Annotated in this window: 17 protein-coding genes and 4 tRNA genes; 13 read left to right on the top strand and 8 right to left on the bottom strand. The window is 65.0% G+C overall.

Annotated elements, in window-relative coordinates; translation table 11 throughout:
• Positions 1-53: 53 nt before the first annotated feature.
• Complete coding sequence (locus WS46_RS13365) at positions 54-443, bottom strand: DUF2946 domain-containing protein (protein WP_059690799.1); 390 nt, start codon at positions 441-443, stop codon at positions 54-56.
• Between the two features lie 197 nt (positions 444-640).
• Here WS46_RS13365 and WS46_RS36030 point away from each other — a divergent pair, with 197 nt between their 5' ends.
• A complete protein-coding gene (locus WS46_RS36030) occupies positions 641-787 on the top strand; it encodes a hypothetical protein (protein WP_167359231.1) in 147 nt (48 codons plus the stop codon).
• Between the two features lie 220 nt (positions 788-1,007).
• The gene (locus WS46_RS13360; protein WP_059690797.1) at positions 1,008-1,601 is read left to right on the top strand and encodes a chorismate mutase; all 594 of its coding nucleotides are present in this window, start codon (positions 1,008-1,010) and stop codon (positions 1,599-1,601) included.
• A 37-nt stretch (positions 1,602-1,638) separates the two neighbouring features.
• Here WS46_RS13360 and WS46_RS13355 read toward each other — a convergent pair whose 3' ends face one another.
• Positions 1,639-2,766, bottom strand: coding sequence for an exonuclease domain-containing protein (locus tag WS46_RS13355; protein ID WP_059690795.1), 1,128 nt, complete (start codon positions 2,764-2,766; stop codon positions 1,639-1,641).
• A gap of 160 nt (positions 2,767-2,926) precedes the next feature.
• Positions 2,927-3,130 carry a cold-shock protein gene (locus WS46_RS13350; RefSeq protein ID WP_027783827.1) on the bottom strand — a complete coding sequence of 68 codons (204 nt, stop codon included), beginning with the start codon at positions 3,128-3,130 and terminating at the stop codon, positions 2,927-2,929.
• Positions 3,131-3,523: 393 nt separating this feature from the next.
• Between WS46_RS13350 and WS46_RS13345 the strand changes: the two genes are divergently transcribed.
• Both WS46_RS13345 and WS46_RS13340 read left to right on the top strand, forming a co-directional pair.
• A complete protein-coding gene (locus tag WS46_RS13345) occupies positions 3,524-3,787 on the top strand; it encodes a hypothetical protein (RefSeq protein ID WP_059530114.1) in 264 nt (87 codons plus the stop codon).
• Positions 3,788-4,293: 506 nt separating this feature from the next.
• Entirely contained in the window at positions 4,294-5,436 is a 1,143-nt protein-coding gene (locus WS46_RS13340) for a porin (RefSeq protein ID WP_059530117.1), read from the top strand.
• Between the two features lie 107 nt (positions 5,437-5,543).
• On the opposite strand, the gene greB is transcribed toward WS46_RS13340, so the two are convergent.
• Entirely contained in the window at positions 5,544-6,107 is a 564-nt protein-coding gene (gene greB, locus WS46_RS13335; RefSeq protein ID WP_059690793.1) for a transcription elongation factor GreB, read from the bottom strand.
• 130 nt (positions 6,108-6,237) lie between these two features.
• Between greB and WS46_RS13330 the strand changes: the two genes are divergently transcribed.
• The 3 genes from WS46_RS13330 (at position 6,238) to WS46_RS13320 (ending at position 6,601) form a co-directional block, all read left to right on the top strand.
• Positions 6,238-6,314: transfer RNA gene (locus WS46_RS13330), tRNA-Arg, on the top strand.
• Positions 6,315-6,381: 67 nt separating this feature from the next.
• Positions 6,382-6,458: transfer RNA gene (locus tag WS46_RS13325), tRNA-Arg, on the top strand.
• A gap of 66 nt (positions 6,459-6,524) precedes the next feature.
• Positions 6,525-6,601 (top strand) — tRNA-Arg (locus WS46_RS13320).
• Between the two features lie 178 nt (positions 6,602-6,779).
• On the opposite strand, the gene WS46_RS13315 is transcribed toward WS46_RS13320, so the two are convergent.
• From WS46_RS13315 to WS46_RS13300, 4 genes are all read right to left on the bottom strand, one after another.
• Positions 6,780-9,146: a bifunctional (p)ppGpp synthetase/guanosine-3',5'-bis(diphosphate) 3'-pyrophosphohydrolase gene (locus WS46_RS13315; protein ID WP_059530123.1), complete on the bottom strand. Its 2,367-nt coding sequence runs from the start codon at positions 9,144-9,146 to the stop codon at positions 6,780-6,782.
• A 63-nt stretch (positions 9,147-9,209) separates the two neighbouring features.
• The gene (rpoZ, locus tag WS46_RS13310) at positions 9,210-9,413 is read right to left on the bottom strand and encodes a DNA-directed RNA polymerase subunit omega (protein ID WP_006025620.1); all 204 of its coding nucleotides are present in this window, start codon (positions 9,411-9,413) and stop codon (positions 9,210-9,212) included.
• Between the two features lie 58 nt (positions 9,414-9,471).
• Entirely contained in the window at positions 9,472-10,155 is a 684-nt protein-coding gene (gmk, locus tag WS46_RS13305; RefSeq protein WP_059690792.1) for a guanylate kinase, read from the bottom strand.
• A 6-nt stretch (positions 10,156-10,161) separates the two neighbouring features.
• Positions 10,162-11,085: a YicC/YloC family endoribonuclease gene (locus WS46_RS13300; RefSeq protein ID WP_059467048.1), complete on the bottom strand. Its 924-nt coding sequence runs from the start codon at positions 11,083-11,085 to the stop codon at positions 10,162-10,164.
• A 175-nt stretch (positions 11,086-11,260) separates the two neighbouring features.
• On the opposite strand from WS46_RS13300, the gene rph reads away from it, so the two are divergent.
• From rph to WS46_RS13270, 6 genes are all read left to right on the top strand, one after another.
• Positions 11,261-12,001: a ribonuclease PH gene (gene rph, locus WS46_RS13295; protein WP_059530129.1), complete on the top strand. Its 741-nt coding sequence runs from the start codon at positions 11,261-11,263 to the stop codon at positions 11,999-12,001.
• The gene (gene rdgB / locus WS46_RS13290; RefSeq protein WP_059530132.1) at positions 11,994-12,623 is read left to right on the top strand and encodes an RdgB/HAM1 family non-canonical purine NTP pyrophosphatase; all 630 of its coding nucleotides are present in this window, start codon (positions 11,994-11,996) and stop codon (positions 12,621-12,623) included. Before rph ends, rdgB begins: the two co-directional genes overlap by 8 nt.
• A 34-nt stretch (positions 12,624-12,657) precedes the next feature.
• A complete protein-coding gene (gene hemW, locus WS46_RS13285; protein WP_059690791.1) occupies positions 12,658-13,872 on the top strand; it encodes a radical SAM family heme chaperone HemW in 1,215 nt (404 codons plus the stop codon).
• Positions 13,873-13,914: 42 nt separating this feature from the next.
• Positions 13,915-14,002, top strand: a tRNA-Ser gene (locus WS46_RS13280).
• 151 nt (positions 14,003-14,153) lie between these two features.
• On the top strand, positions 14,154-14,555 hold the full coding sequence (locus WS46_RS13275) for a hypothetical protein (protein WP_059507119.1): 402 nt from the start codon (positions 14,154-14,156) through the stop codon (positions 14,553-14,555).
• Between the two features lie 155 nt (positions 14,556-14,710).
• Complete coding sequence (locus tag WS46_RS13270) at positions 14,711-15,004, top strand: hypothetical protein (RefSeq protein ID WP_059530138.1); 294 nt, start codon at positions 14,711-14,713, stop codon at positions 15,002-15,004.
• Positions 15,005-15,123 lie beyond the last annotated feature (119 nt).

Below are 15,123 nucleotides of genomic sequence, written 5' to 3'. Positions count from 1 at the left end.
CGGACCGGGCCGCGGGCGGCACGCGCGCCACCGGGGCGCGCGGACGATATCAATCAGATCGGGACGTTTTCAGGCGGGCCGCGCGGCTGCGCGAGACGGATGCCCTGGCGGGGAAAAACGGGAACGGCCGGGGCGGCGGCCCGGTATGCGAAGGCGCGCACGAAGCCCGGCAACGCAGGCAGGCTCGTGCCGAGCGCCACGTTCGCCGCGAAGCCGGGACAATACACGCAGTGCGGCACGCCGGCATGGTCGAACGACGATGTGCCGCGGTCGTCGCCCGACTGCGGGAGGACGATCTGACGCGCACCTGCCGCACTGCACAATTCGAGCGTGAGCTCGCCGGAACCGTTCGATGCGAGACGCGCGTAGCCGACGACGGGCGACAGTACGTTCAGTACGAGCGCCAACCATACGAGGCCGATCCATCGCGTCGTTCGTTTCATCGCGGTCCAGGAAAAAGTGCGCGCAAGTATAACAAGCGGCCCGATCGTTGCCGACGTGCGAGGTGCAATAGCCGGCATCGCACGGTGCGCAGCAGCGCATGTGCCGTTAATACAACAGAGACAAAATCTAACGATTCGCCTCTGGCATAAATCCGAGCGCGAGGTTGATAATTATTGAACCTGCTGGAGAAACGACCATGGACGAAAGACCAACCCGCATGCCCCCGCCCGAGCAAGTGATGAGCCCGGATCCGGAACCCGTCGGCGTGGAATTCCTCGCCGAGTTGCCCGAGTATGTCCGGGCATTCTTCGACGAGCAGCACAAGCTGTACTCGCCGAAGTGAACCTACGTTCCGTTCTGTAACCGCCACGTGTCGATCGATATCGTGCGGTTCATCGCTGCGTTTTCGGCGCAGATCGCTTCGCACCCGGGCTGCAACGGCCTGACGGTGCCGGATCAGCGCGTCCGCTGATTCTTCTGTCGCGTCGTTCCGCCGCGCGACTGTCTTCGTCTATCCTTCTGGTTTTCCACCTCCGGCCCGTCCGGTTCTCCCGATCGTTCCGATGAAACAAGCCATTCGTGCCAGCGTCGCTGTCGCCACGCTCGGCGTCGCCTTTTTTTCGTCACCGCACATCGCACGCGCGGACGGCGACGACACCGCGCTCACCAATCTCGTCGCGCTCGCATCGCAGCGGCTCGCGCTTGCCGAACCCGTCGCGCGATGGAAATGGGCGAATCACAAGGCGATCGAGGACCAGCCGCGCGAAGCGGCACTGCTCGCATCGGTCGAAAAACGCGCCGCACAGTCCGGCGTGGATCCGGCGTTCGCGCGCACGTTCTTCGAGGATCAGATCGCCGCGAGCAAGGACGTGCAGAACGCGCTCTTTGCAACGTGGCGCGCAACGCGGCCGCCGGAAGGCTCACCGCCCGACCTCGCGACCAGCACGCGGCCGGCGCTCGATCAGCTCACGCAAAAGATGCTGGCCGGCCTCGCGCAAGTCGCACCGCTGCGCGACGCACCCGACTGCCAGGCGCGGCTCGCACGCAGCATCGCGAACTGGAAGACACTGACCCGCTACGACCGCACCCAGACGCAGGCGCTCGGCATCGCGCTGTCGCACGTCTGCTCCGCCGGCGGCGCCAGTGCGATCGGCTGACGGCGCACGGCCATTGCGCGCGGCAGCACGGCCGTGCTCAGTCGGCTGGCATGAGCGCCGCTAGCGGAATCAGTTGCAGGCCGCGCGCGAGATGCGTCTGCAGCAGGCGATGGGTATGCGGTTCGAACGCACCGTCCGCGCCGTCGGCCACGAGCCGCGCGGCCGCATCGAGCGATTCGGCCGCACCGAGGTAGCGCCAGCCGTCGATCACGTGAAACAGGCGGCGCTCGCCGCTCGCCTCGAACGCGACCGGGCCGTCGAACGGCCAGGGCGCATTGCCGGCACGGCCACTTTCGGCCGTGGGACGCCGGTTGTATGACGGACGCAGGCGAGCGATCCACTGCGCTTCCGCAAGCATCGCGCCGAGTTCGTTGCCGGTCTCCCGCCATTCGACGCGCCGCACCTGCTGCGCAATCCGCATTTCCTTCGACGAACGCCGCTCGCCGGTCAGCAGCGCACGCAAGCGCTGCCGCACGCGCACGCTGCGGCCGACATACAGCGCTTCGTCGCCCTCCCCGAACAGCGCGTACGCGCCGCATCCGGCCGGCGCGGTATCGAGCCACGCTTCGGTCATGCCGCCCGCGAGACGGAAGTGGCGCGTCGTGCGCGTAATCTGGTCGCGCAGACGCTCGAGCGGCACGATCTCGTGCAATTGTCGCCAGAACTGCCAAAGGAGATCGGCATCCGCGAGCGCCCGGTGGCGGGCGGCGGGGACGAGACCGTGGCGTTCGATCAGCGCATCGAGTCCGTGTCGCGCCTCCCGCGGAAACAGCGCGCGCGACAGCCGCACCGTGCACAGTACGTCCGGATTGAACGCGAAGCCGGCGCGCTCGAATTCGGCACGCAGGAAGCCCCGGTCGAAGCTCGCGTTGTGCGCGACGAACAGCTTGCCGTCGAGCCGCTCGAACAGCACGGGCGCGAGCGACGCGAACGACGGCGCGTCGCGCACCATCTCATCGGAAATACCCGTCAGTTGCTGGATGAACGGCGGAATCGATTGCCCCGGGTTGACCAATGTCGTCCATGTCGACACGCCCAGCGGGCCGATTTCGACCACGCCGATTTCAGTGATGCGGTGCTCGGCGGACGAACCACCGGTGGTTTCGAGGTCGACGAAGACGAGCGGCTGTTCGCAGGCGGGATCTGACGGGCTGAAATCGGACATAAAAGGCGGGAGAAACGATGCTTCCGTGAGTATGCACCGGCAGCCGTGTTCGCGACCAGTCCGAAGCGGATTCGATTCGCCGGTCCCGGGTTTTCGTGCCCCGAAAAGCAAAAAGCCCCCGCGATGCGGGGGCCGGACGAGTTCGGCAATGCGTGGCGCGTCAGACCGCCTGGATATTCGCTGCCTGCTTGCCTTTCGGCCCGACTTTCACTTCGAAGGACACGCGCTGGTTTTCCTTCAGCGTTTTGAAGCCGTCCATGCGGATTTCGGAAAAGTGCGCAAACAAATCTTCGCCGCCATTGTCGGACGTAATAAAGCCGAAACCTTTAGCATCGTTAAACCATTTTACGATACCGGTATCCATACCTTCGTTCCCCACTCGATTAGATCAAAAAAGCTACTGTTTATAGCCGCTTCCCGAAATCCCGCAACGGCGCGCCGACACTCACCCCCAGCGCTCCGCCCGGGGACGGAGTGCTGACTTTATAAATTGGACAATCCAGGCGCGTCAAGGGAATTTTTGGCGCTTTCTTTATCAAAAAAACGTCAATACCACTGGAATCGGTACACCATCGTCTTTTATTAATTGATCCGCACCAAAAACCTGTCAATATTACCGGGATCGAATCCCACATAATCGAAACCGTGAAAAACCTACCGGTGACAAATCGGGGCGGTAAAATCCTCGGGTTTTTTCCGGATTGCGAAGAACGAGGGACGTTGCGATGCTGGTGCAAGGCAATGGAAGGAGAAGGTCATGTGGCTGGACGGAATCAAACGCTTCGCGAGCCGACTCGCACGCGTGCGCCGCAAGTCCCGCGCGTTGGCCGAGTCCCGCGACACACCTTGCGACACCGAATTCGACCCGACCTGGCACGGCGATCATTGGCAGAACCTGCTGGCGTCACCGCTGGACGCCCGTCACTACGTGATGGAAGACTGGACGTATACGCCGCCGCAACCCGAAGCCGACGACACGCCGCCCACGGGCAAGCGCAAGCGACGCTCGTACACGCAATAGGGACCTGGAAGACGGGAAAAAAAAGCGCGACTGGGAAGTCGCGCCGACAAAGGTTTGGAGATCTTTTCCGTCAACGAAAAAGTCTGCTTCGGAAAGCAGAGATCGCAGTATAGCGAGAGAACATCCTTTCATTATCCATGCTCCACACAAACCTCTATTGCCGATGTGTCAATAATCGCGCCAGGCCTACTTCCGCCCGCCAGTGAGTGCCTGTCGCGATCGCGCAACGTCCACGACACCCTTTATGCAGTCCTGAGCACCTTCTCCGCCTGCTGCGCTGCCGCAAAGCCTTGATGGCCGGGGCTCCCGGCGCATACACTTATTCTTGCGGGATTCAAAATACAGTATTGCCGGAAGCAATTTTCTTCTGCACCCGGCCCCATCCGTACACTGCAAATGGATTTCCGACGAGGGTGCCGCGCTCCACGCGCACGGCGTCGCCGACCCGCGACGCCGCCGATGCCCGCAGCAGGTTCGATCGACATCATCCTGTTTGGAGACAGATCATGAAAAAGCCCCTGATCGTCGCCGCATTGACCGGCGTGTGCGCCACTGCCGCCCATGCGCAAAGCAGCGTCACGCTGTACGGCCTGATCGACGCCGGCATCACTTATACGAACAACCAGGGTGGCCACAGCGCGTGGCAGGAGACGAGCGGCTCGATCAACGGCAGCCGCTGGGGCCTGCGCGGCACCGAGGATCTCGGTGGCGGACTGAAAGCCATCTTCACGTTGGAAAACGGCTTCGGCATCAACAACGGTTCGCTCAAGCAGAACGGCCGCGAATTCGGCCGCCAGGCGTTCGTCGGCCTCGCGCACGAGAGCTACGGGTCGCTCACGCTCGGCCGCCAGTACGACAGCGTCGTCGATTTCCTCGGCCCGCTGTCGCTGACCGGCACCCAATACGGCGGCACGCAGTTCGCGCACCCGTTCGACAACGACAACCTGAACAACTCGTTCCGGATCAACAACTCGGTCAAGTATCAGAGTGCCAATTACGGCGGCCTGAAGTTCGGCGCGCTGTACGGCTTCTCGAATTCCAGCGATTTCTCGAACAACCGCGCATACAGCGTAGGCGCGTCGTACAGCTACATGGGCTTCAACGTCGCGGCCGCGTACATGCAGCTCAACAACAACATCAACGCGCTGTCGCTCGCAGCCAGCGACCCCGGCGCGGTGGCCGGCGACTGGACGTTTGCCGCCAGCCGTCAGCGCACCTGGGGCGCGGGCCTCAACTACACGTTCGGGCCCGCGACGGCCGGCTTCGTGTTCACGCAGACGCGCCTGACCGATTCGGCCAGGATCAGCGCCGGGCAGTCCGGTGTGTCGGGCGGCATCCCGCTCGCCGGCGGCACGCGCTTCAACAATTACGAAGTGAACGGCCGCTACGCGCTGACACCGGCGTTCTCGCTCGCGGGCTCGTACACGTACACCGACGGCCGCCTCGACGGCCAGACGCCGAGCTGGCACCAGTTCAACCTGCAGGCCGACTATGCGCTGTCGAAGCGCACCGACCTGTATCTGCAGGGCGAGTACCAGCGGGTCAATGCGGACGGCCTGGCGGTCGGCGCGAACATCAACGGGCTCGGCACCGCGTCGTCGACGAACAAGCAGATCGCGGTCACGGCCGGCATGCGCCACCGCTTCTGAGCCACGCCATCGGTCCCGGCGCTTCGGCCGGGAGCGTCATGACGAGCGCCCCACCCCGGGGCGCTCGTCGTTTCGGCGCGGCACTGCGCGGATGCACCACTCGCTGCTCACGCGCCGCCCGGCGCCGGATAGCGAACGTCGAGCACGTCGATCGGCTGGGGACCGGCCGGCGTCATCAGCGTGACGGTGTCGCCGATCTTCGCCTTGATGAGGGCCCGCGCGACCGGCGAGATCCAGCTGACACAACCGCGATCGAGATCGACCTCGTCGATCCCCACGATCGTGACGGTGTGATCCTCGCCGTCCGGCGTCGCGTAATCGACGGTCGCGCCGAAGAACACCTGGTCGACATTCTCCTGCCGGCTCGCGTCGACGACTTCGGCGAGATCGAGCCGCTTCGTCAGGAAGCGGATCCGGCGGTCGATCTCGCGCAACCGCCGCTTGCCGTAGATGTAGTCGCCGTTCTCCGACCGATCGCCGTTCGACGCGGCCCACGACACCAGCCGCACGACCTCGGGACGCTCGACGTCGATCAGGTTCAGGAGTTCGTCCCTGAGCCGCTTGTGGCCGGCCGGGGTAATGTAGTTCTTCGTGCCCGCCGGAATCGCGGGTTGACTCGGGTCGAGATCGTCGTCGTCGCCGTCCGACTCTTTGACAAACGCCTTGTTCATGATGCAGATTCAACACATGGATGACTGATGCATCAAGGGTACACGAACGCGGCCGCCCAAGATCGGGTGACATTTTTTGCGAATAAGGCTTCCCTTTTTATACAACCCTGCTATACTTCCGCTTCTGCGTGCGGCTGTAGCTCAGTTGGATAGAGTACTTGGCTACGAACCAAGGGGTCGTGGGTTCGAATCCTGCCAGCCGCGCCACCTTTTTCGAGGGCCTTCCAAACCGAAGGCCCTTTCAGTTCGATGTTGTAGCGTTTTGTTTTTGCGTGCGGCTGTAGCTCAGTTGGATAGAGTACTTGGCTACGAACCAAGGGGTCGTGGGTTCGAATCCTGCCAGCCGCGCCACCTTTTTGGGGGCCTTCCAAACCGAAGGCCCTTTCAGTTCGATGTTGTAGCGTTTTGTTTTTGCGTGCGGCTGTAGCTCAGTTGGATAGAGTACTTGGCTACGAACCAAGGGGTCGTGGGTTCGAATCCTGCCAGCCGCGCCACCTCAGAAGGGCCTTCCTCCGGGAAGGCCCTTTTTTCTTTTCCGCCCCTCTTCTCTTCGGCCATCGCCCGCTCGGCTCGAGTCGGGTTGCCGCTGCGCGACACCGCCCGACCCGCGGCACAAACGAAAACGGCGGCCCGTGGCCGCCGTCGTATCCCGCCGCAAACCCACGCGCGACGTCAGTAATCCTGCCGCTCGCGCTCGATGCGCATGCCGCCGTCGTGACGCGCATGCACGCTGTCGTCGGTCGAGCGCTCGCGCATGATCCGCATCACGTCTGGATTGGTCCGCACGCGCCGCATCACGTTCGCGAGATGCACGCGATCGCTGACCTGGATCACGAACCGCAGCACCGTCGATTCGTGCGTCAGATCCTCGTCCATCGCGATGTGCACGATGTTCGCGTCGGCCGACGTGATGTCCGCCGCGACACGCGCGAAGATACCCTTCGTGTTCTTCACGAGCGCCTTCACCGCGACGTCGAACAGACGACCCGGCTGCGGCGCCCACTCGACGTCGATCCAGCGGCCCGGATCGCGACGATGGATGCGCTGCGCGACCCGGCAATCGGTCGTATGAATCGCCATCCCGAGCCCGATGCCGATATAGCCCATGATCGCATCGCCCGGAATCGGCCGGCAGCACGCCGACAGTTGCACGGACATCCCTTCGGTGCCGGTAATCACGACCGGCGGCGCATTGTGTGCGGGATGCCGCTCGGACTTCGGCAGATCGTCGTCCGCATCGCGGCCGCTCATCAGCACCTCGATGCGCTTGGCCATCACCGCGGCGACGCGCCGGCCGAGGCCGATGTCCGCGAAGATTTCCTGGCGGCTCTTGTTGCCCGTCCACTGGACGAGCTTCTCCCACACCTCGGGCGCGACATCGGCGAGCGCGAGCCCGTAACCCTTCAGACTCTGGTCGACGAGCCGCTCGCCCAGCTGCACCGACTCGTTCAGGCGCATCGTCTTCAGGTAGTGACGAATCGCCGAGCGTGCCTTGCCGGTGCGCACGAAGCCGAGCCACGCCGGGTTCGGCTTCGAATACGGCGCGGTGATCACCTCGACGATGTCGCCGCTCTTCAGCTCGGTACGCAACGGCAGCAACTCGTTGTTGATCTTCACGGCCACGCACTGGTTGCCGAGATCGCTGTGAATCGAATACGCGAAATCGAGCGCCGTCGCGCCGCGCGGCAACGCCATGATCTTCGACTTCGGCGTGAACACGTAGACCGCATCCGGGAACAGGTCGATCTTCACGTGCTCGAGGAATTCGCTCGAATCGCCGGCTTCGCTCTGGATGTCGAGCAGCGACTTCAGCCACTGATGCGCGCGCTTCTGCACGTCGTTCAGATCCGCGCCGCCGTTCTTGTACAGCCAGTGCGCGGCCACGCCCGCCTCGGCGATCTCGTGCATCTTGCGCGTGCGCACCTGGAACTCGATCGGCGCGCCGAACGGGCCGACGAGCGTCGTGTGCAGCGACTGATAGCCGTTGATCTTCGGGATCGCGATGTAGTCCTTGAACTTGCCGGGCACGGGCTTGTACAGCGCGTGCAACGCACCGATGCACGTGTAGCAGTCGAGCGGATTCTCGACGACGACGCGAAAGCCGTATACGTCGAGCACCTGCGAGAACGACAGCTGCTTGTCGCGCATCTTGCGATAGATGCTGTAGATCGTCTTTTCGCGGCCGGTGATCTCGGCGTCGAGCTTCGCGTCGCCCATCGCGCGCTGCGCGGCCTCGAGGATCTTGCTGATCACTTCGCGGCGGTTCCCGCGCGCGGCCTTCACGGCCTTCTCGAGCGTCGCGTAACGATGCGGGTTGAAGTTCGCGAAGCTCATGTCCTGCAGCTCGCGATACGTGTTGTTCAACCCGAGGCGGTGCGCGATCGGCGCGTAGATGTCGAGCGTCTCGCGTGCGACGCGGCGGCGCTTTTCCATCGGCACCGCGCCGAGCGTGCGCATGTTGTGCAGACGGTCGGCGAGCTTGACGAGGATGACCCGCACGTCGCGCGCCATCGCGAGCAGCATCTTGCGGAAGTTTTCCGCCTGCGCTTCCTCGCGGCTGCGGAACTCCATCTTGTCGAGCTTCGACAGGCCGTCGACCAGCTCGGCGACCTTCGGGCCGAACCGTTCGGCCAGCTCGCTCTTGGTCACGCCCTGGTCTTCCATCACGTCGTGCAGGAGCGCGGCCATCACGGCTTGCGCGTCGAGCTTCCAGCCGGCGCAGATTTCCGCGACGGCGACGGGATGGGTGATATAGGGTTCGCCGCTCTGGCGATATTGACCGAGGTGGGCTTCGTCACTGAAGTGGAACGCCGCCTTGACCTCTTTGATTTCTTCCGGAGGGAGATACTCGGCAAGCGCGGTCGTCAGTTTCGCGATCGAAACGACGCCGTGCTTGCGCGGCTGCTCCGGAGTGGCGGTCGGCCCGAACAGATGCCGGAAGGACTGTTCGAGGACCGCGTCGATGTACTGGCGCGCAGGCGACTGGGCCGTGGCTTCGGTGGTCGAATCCGCGGAGGCGGACGATGGGGTGGTGCTCATATTCGCCTCCAGGTCGAGTCGTTGCGCGCGTGGACTACATGGCTGGAACGGGCCGGATGCGCGTTACACCGGCACCTTCTTCAGCATCTCGACGCCGACCTGGCCGGCGGCGATCTCGCGCAGCGCGACGACGGTCGGCTTGTCGCGGCTCTCGATCTTCGGCGTATGGCCTTGCGCGAGCTGCCGCGCGCGGTAAGTGGCGGCGAGCGCCAGTTCGAAGCGGTTGGGGATTTGCTTCAGGCAGTCTTCGACGGTAATGCGAGCCATGTTGGTAATTCCTTCTGAATATAGTCCCTATTCTACCTTATGTCCCTCTACCCCCGCGTCATTCCGCGTGGGGCAAATGGATGCCGAGCTCGATGAACAGCTCGGCATGTCGCGCGTACTGCGAAGCAAAGCGCAGGCGCGTCGCCGCGACGATGCATTCGAGCTCGGCCAGTGCACAATCGAAATTCTCGTTGATCACGACGTATTCCGCTTCGGACGCGTGCGCCATCTCGCTGCCCGCCGCGAGCAGGCGTCGCGTGATCACGTTCGGTTCGTCCTGGCCGCGCTTCTTCAGACGTTCCTCGAGCGCGTCGAGCGACGGCGGCAGAATGAAGATGCCGACCGCGTTGCGGAACTGCTTCTTCACCTGCTGCGCGCCCTGCCAGTCGATCTCGAGCAGCACGTCGTGCCCGTTCATCATCTGCTCCTCGATCCAGACGCGCGACGTACCGTAATAGTTGCCGTGCACCTCCGCGCTTTCGAGGAATTCGTGCGCGGCGTGGCGCGTGCGGAAATCCTCGACGGTCGTGAAGTGGTAGTGCTGGCCGTCCTGCTCGCCCGGGCGCGGCTTGCGCGTCGTGTACGAAATCGACAGGCAGATGTCGCTGTCCTTCGACAGCAGCGCGTTCACGAGCGTCGACTTGCCGGCGCCCGACGGCGCGATGACCATGAACAGGTTGCCGGGATAGACGCCGCCGTGCAGCGCATGCGATGCGTGGCCGTCGTGAGTGGGATGGGTCATGTTGCGTTACTCCAGGTTTTGCACTTGCTCACGCATCTGCTCGATCAACAGCTTGAGCGCCATCGATGCGTCGGCCAGTTCCTTTGCCGCCGCCTTCGAGCCGAGCGTGTTTGCTTCTCGATTCAGTTCCTGCATCATGAAGTCGAGACGCTTGCCGACGCGGCCGCCCTTCTCGATCACGTGACGCGTTTCGTTCAGGTGCGCGGTGAGTCGCGACAGTTCTTCCGCGATGTCGATCCGGATGCCGTACATCGTCACTTCCTGACGAATGCGTTCCGCGGCTTCCTCGCGCGTGACGATCGGCGCGCTGCCTTCGGGCGCCGCGAGGCCGAGCGCTTCCTGCAGCCGCTCGACGATCTTCTGCTGATGCTTCGCGATCAGCTCCGGCACGAGCGGCGTGATGCGCGCGACGATCGCTTCCATTTCGGTGACGTTCGACAGCAGCATCGTCGCCAGCTGCGCGCCTTCGCGCGAACGCACGACGACGAGCTCGCCGATCGCCTCTTTCCCGCACGCGAGCACTGCGTCGCGGATCGCTTCCGCCGACACGCCGCTCTCGGCGAGCACGCCCGGCCAGCGCAGGATCTCGCCCGCGCGCAGGCGGCCGACGCCCGGGAACGAATCGAGCACCGAGCGCTCGAGCTCGGCAAGCTGGCCGAGGGCCGTCTGGTTCAGCGCGCCGGCGCCGATGCTCTGCTCGCCGCGCTGCAGGTTGATGCGCACGTCGACCTTGCCGCGCGACAGCTTGTTCATCAGCATTTCGCGCAGCGCGGGCTCGCACGCGCGCACGTCGTCCGGCATGCGGAAATTCAGGTCGAGGAAGCGCGAGTTCACGGTGCGCAGTTCGACCGACACGCTGGTGCCGCCGTTGCCGGTAGCCGTCGCGAGTTCGCGCGTCGCGCTCGCATAGCCCGTCATGCTGTAGATCATGGTTCGTCTCGCCGTCTGGGTGCCCTTCTCGGGCGGGAATATGTCGAGGCGCCCGGCGCATTGCAAGGCGCGGGGCGGGAAGCGCGCATTATCCCATTTTTGCGCCCCACCCCGCCGGGCAAGGCTGCCGTTCGGCGCTAAAATCGGGGTTTCCTCTTCCGTCCACGATTCCCCCATGACGTCTTCCCTGTCCCGCCCGAGCGGCCGCCGCGCCGACGAACTGCGCAAGGTCGCCCTCACGCGCCATTACACGAAACACGCCGAAGGCTCGGTACTCGTCGAATTCGGCGATACCAAGGTGATCTGCACCGCGAGCGTCGCCGAACGCGTGCCCGAATTCCTGCGCGATCGCGGCCAGGGCTGGCTGACGGCGGAATACGGGATGCTGCCGCGCGCGACGCACACGCGCAGCGACCGTGAAGCCGCGCGCGGCAAGCAGACGGGCCGCACGCAGGAAATTCAGCGCCTGATCGGCCGCGCGCTGCGCGCGGTGTTCGATCTCGAAGCGCTCGGCCCGCGCACGATCCACATCGACTGCGACGTGATCCAGGCCGACGGCGGCACGCGCACGGCCAGCATCACCGGCGCCTTCGTCGCCGCGCACGACGCCGTGTCGAAGCTGATCGCGGCCGGCAAGCTCGCGCGCTCGCCGATCACCGACCACGTCGCCGCGATCTCGGTCGGCGTGTACGAAGGCGCGCCCGTGCTCGATCTCGACTACGCGGAAGATTCGCGCTGCGACACCGACATGAACGTCGTGATGACGGGCGCCGGCGGCTTCGTCGAAGTCCAGGGCACTGCCGAAGGCGTGCCGTTCTCGCGCGCCGAGATGAACGCGCTGCTCGACCTCGCGCAAAGCGGGATCGGCCAGCTCGTGCAGTTGCAGAAGGACGTGCTGGGCGCCGGCCATGTCTGACGATCGCACCCTCGCGCCGCTGTCGCGCATCGTGCTAGCGTCGAACAACGCCGGCAAGCTGCGCGAGTTCACCGCGCTGTTCTCGACGGTCGGCATCGAGATCGTGCCGCAGGGCGACCTGGCCGTGCCGGAGGCGGAAGAGCCGTTCGGCACGTTCATCGAGAACGCGCTGACGAAGGCGCGCCACGCGTCGCGGCTCACCGGCCTGCCGGCGATCGCCGACGATTCCGGCCTGTGCGTGCGCGCGCTGCGCGGCGCGCCGGGCGTCTATTCGGCGCGCTACGCGCAGCGCGCGGGCGGCGACAAGGGCGACGCGGCGAACAATGCGTACCTCGTCGAGCAGTTGCGCGGCGTCGCCGACCGGCGCGCATACTATTGCTGCGTGCTCGCGCTGGTGCGCCACGCGGACGATCCCGAGCCGCTGTTCGCCGAAGGTCGCTGGGCGGGCGAGATCGTCGACACGCCGCGCGGCGAGCACGGATTCGGCTACGACCCGTATTTCCACCTGCCGTCGCTCGGCGCGACGGCAGCCGAACTCGAGCCGGCCGTGAAGAACACGCACAGCCATCGCGCGCTCGCGCTGAAGGCACTGCTCGCGCGGCTCGCGGAGGAACCGGCATGATCGTCTTCGTCACGCATTCGCAACCGGAGGCCGCATGAGCCAGGCGGCGGAAACCGGCGCGCGCGTCGTCGCGGCCTTCACGTCGCCCGGGCAGGTACGGCTCACGTCGCTGCCGCCGCTCGCGCTGTACGTGCATTTTCCGTGGTGCGTGCGCAAGTGCCCGTACTGCGATTTCAACTCGCACGAGTGGAAGGGCGAGCGGTTTCCGGAAACCGAATACCTCGACGCGCTGCGCGCCGATCTCGAACAGGCGCTGCCGCTCGTCTGGGGCCGGCAGGTGCATACGGTGTTCATCGGCGGCGGCACGCCGAGCCTGCTGTCCGCGGCCGGTCTCGACCGGCTGCTGTCCGACGTGCGCGCGCTGCTGCCGCTCGATGCCGACGCCGAGATCACGCTCGAGGCAAACCCGGGCACGTTCGAGGCCGCGAAGTTCGCGCAGTTCCGCGCGAGCGGCGTGAACCGCCTGTCGGTCGGCATCCAGAGCTTCAACGAAGGCCATCTGAAGGCGCTCGGCCGCATTCACGACACCGCGCAGGCGCGCGCGGCCGTCGAGATCGCCGCGAAGACGTTCGACAACTTCAACCTCGACCTGATGTTCGCGCTGCCGAACCAGACGCTCGACGAATGCCGGACCGACATCGAGACCGCGCTGTCGTTCGCGCCGCCGCATCTGTCGCTGTATCACCTGACGCTGGAACCGAACACGCTGTTCGCGAAGTTTCCGCCCGCAGTGCCCGACGACGACGCGTCGGCCGACATGCAGGAATGGATCCACGCGCGCACGGCCGAGGCCGGTTACGACCGCTACGAAGTGTCCGCTTACGCGAAGCCGAATCATCAGTGCAAGCACAACCTGAACTACTGGCGCTTCGGCGACTATCTCGGGATCGGCGCGGGCGCGCACACGAAGCTGTCGTTCCCGAACCGGATCCTGCGGCAGGCACGCTACAAGCATCCGGCCACCTTCGTCGAACAGGCGATGGCCGGCACGCCGGTTCAGGAGGAACGTGAAGTCGGTGCGCGCGACCTGCCGTTCGAGTTCATGCTGAACACGCTGCGGCTCGTCGAGGGCTTCCCCGTGCACAGCTTCGTCGAACGCACGGGCTTGCCGATCGGCACGATCGAGCCGGCACTCAAGGAAGCGGAGCAGCGCGGACTGATCACGCGCGATTTTGCGCAGATCGCGCCGACACCGCTTGGTCAACGTTTCCTCAACGACTTGCAGGAATTGTTCCTGCGCGACGATTGAGGCGGAACGAGGCGGCATTTCGGTTACAATGCTGCCTCGTGTGGAAGCGTGGCCGAGCGGTTTAAGGCACCGGTCTTGAAAACCGGCGACGGGAAACTGTCCGTGAGTTCGAATCTCACCGCTTCCGCCAGGAAGTTCGCCAAACCCCGTCCATTCATCGAATGACGGGGTTTTTGTTTGTCCGCCGCGCGCCACGCACGGTGCCCGCACAACGGGCCGACGCATCTCGCGCGATGCCGTTACAATCCGGCGCTCCGATTCGCGAAACGGGAAACCACGTCATGAAGCCCTTCATCGCCTCGTCGCTCGTCGCCCTGCTGGCCGCCGTCGGCACGCACGCGGCGGCCGCCGATTCCGCCTCCGGCACGGACGCACAAACGCCGTCGTGCGCGATCGCGTACGTGAAGGGCGTCGGCGGCTCGCCGCGCAGCCTGCGCGAATATCTCGCGAGCCCGACGCCGTACAACTACCTGAAGGAAAACGAGATCCAGTGCAAGGTGTCGGACGATGGGCGCGCATCGAACTGCACCGGCGTGACCTATATCCGCAATGAACAGGTCAGCGTGTACGACGATTCCGACCCGGCGACGCTGACGGTCGTCGCGCCGGTGGAACTCGAGCACGGCGAGAAGTATCCCGTGATCCTCGTGGTGCAGCGCAAGGACGCGCGCTGCACGCGGTAACGCGCGACACGGCACGCCCGCCGTGGCAGCCGACGACGCGCGCGCCTCACGAGCCGGGCCGCCATCGCCTAGAATTCGATCAGCACGGCGACACGACCGCCGCCGCAACTCGATGCCGCCCGCGCCATCCGTGCGAGCGGCCCACGGAGACCGCCATGACCGAACTGTCGACAGCGACGGATCACGTCGATTACGAAGGCTTCGAGATCCATGTGGTGCCGGGCCTCGCTCCCGGCAGTGACACGCGTTACACCTACACCGGCTATGTCTGCCATCCCGGCGTGAATCCCGCGCTGCCCGATCATGCGGTGCCCTTCCACGCCGACGGCGAGGAAAGCTTCGCGAGCGTCGACGAAGCGGTTCGGGAAGCCGTGCACATCGGCAAGAGCATCATCGACGGCACGCATCCGGACCTGTCCGTTCTGTCGCTCGTCACGCACGGCTACTGAGCGGGCCGGTCGGGCCACGCCCACCGCCCCCCCACGGCGCACGATGCGCGAGCACATATCGCGCCCGCGCCGTCACATGTCACGTCACATCGCGACGCATGCCGGTCGGCCCGCCAATC

Source organism: Burkholderia sp. RF4-BP95 (assembly GCF_001521985.1).
Taxonomy (GTDB): Bacteria; Pseudomonadota; Gammaproteobacteria; order Burkholderiales; family Burkholderiaceae; genus Burkholderia; species Burkholderia diffusa.
The sequence above is the reverse complement of the archived record's forward strand: the minus strand, read 5'-3'. Positions and strand labels throughout refer to the sequence as shown.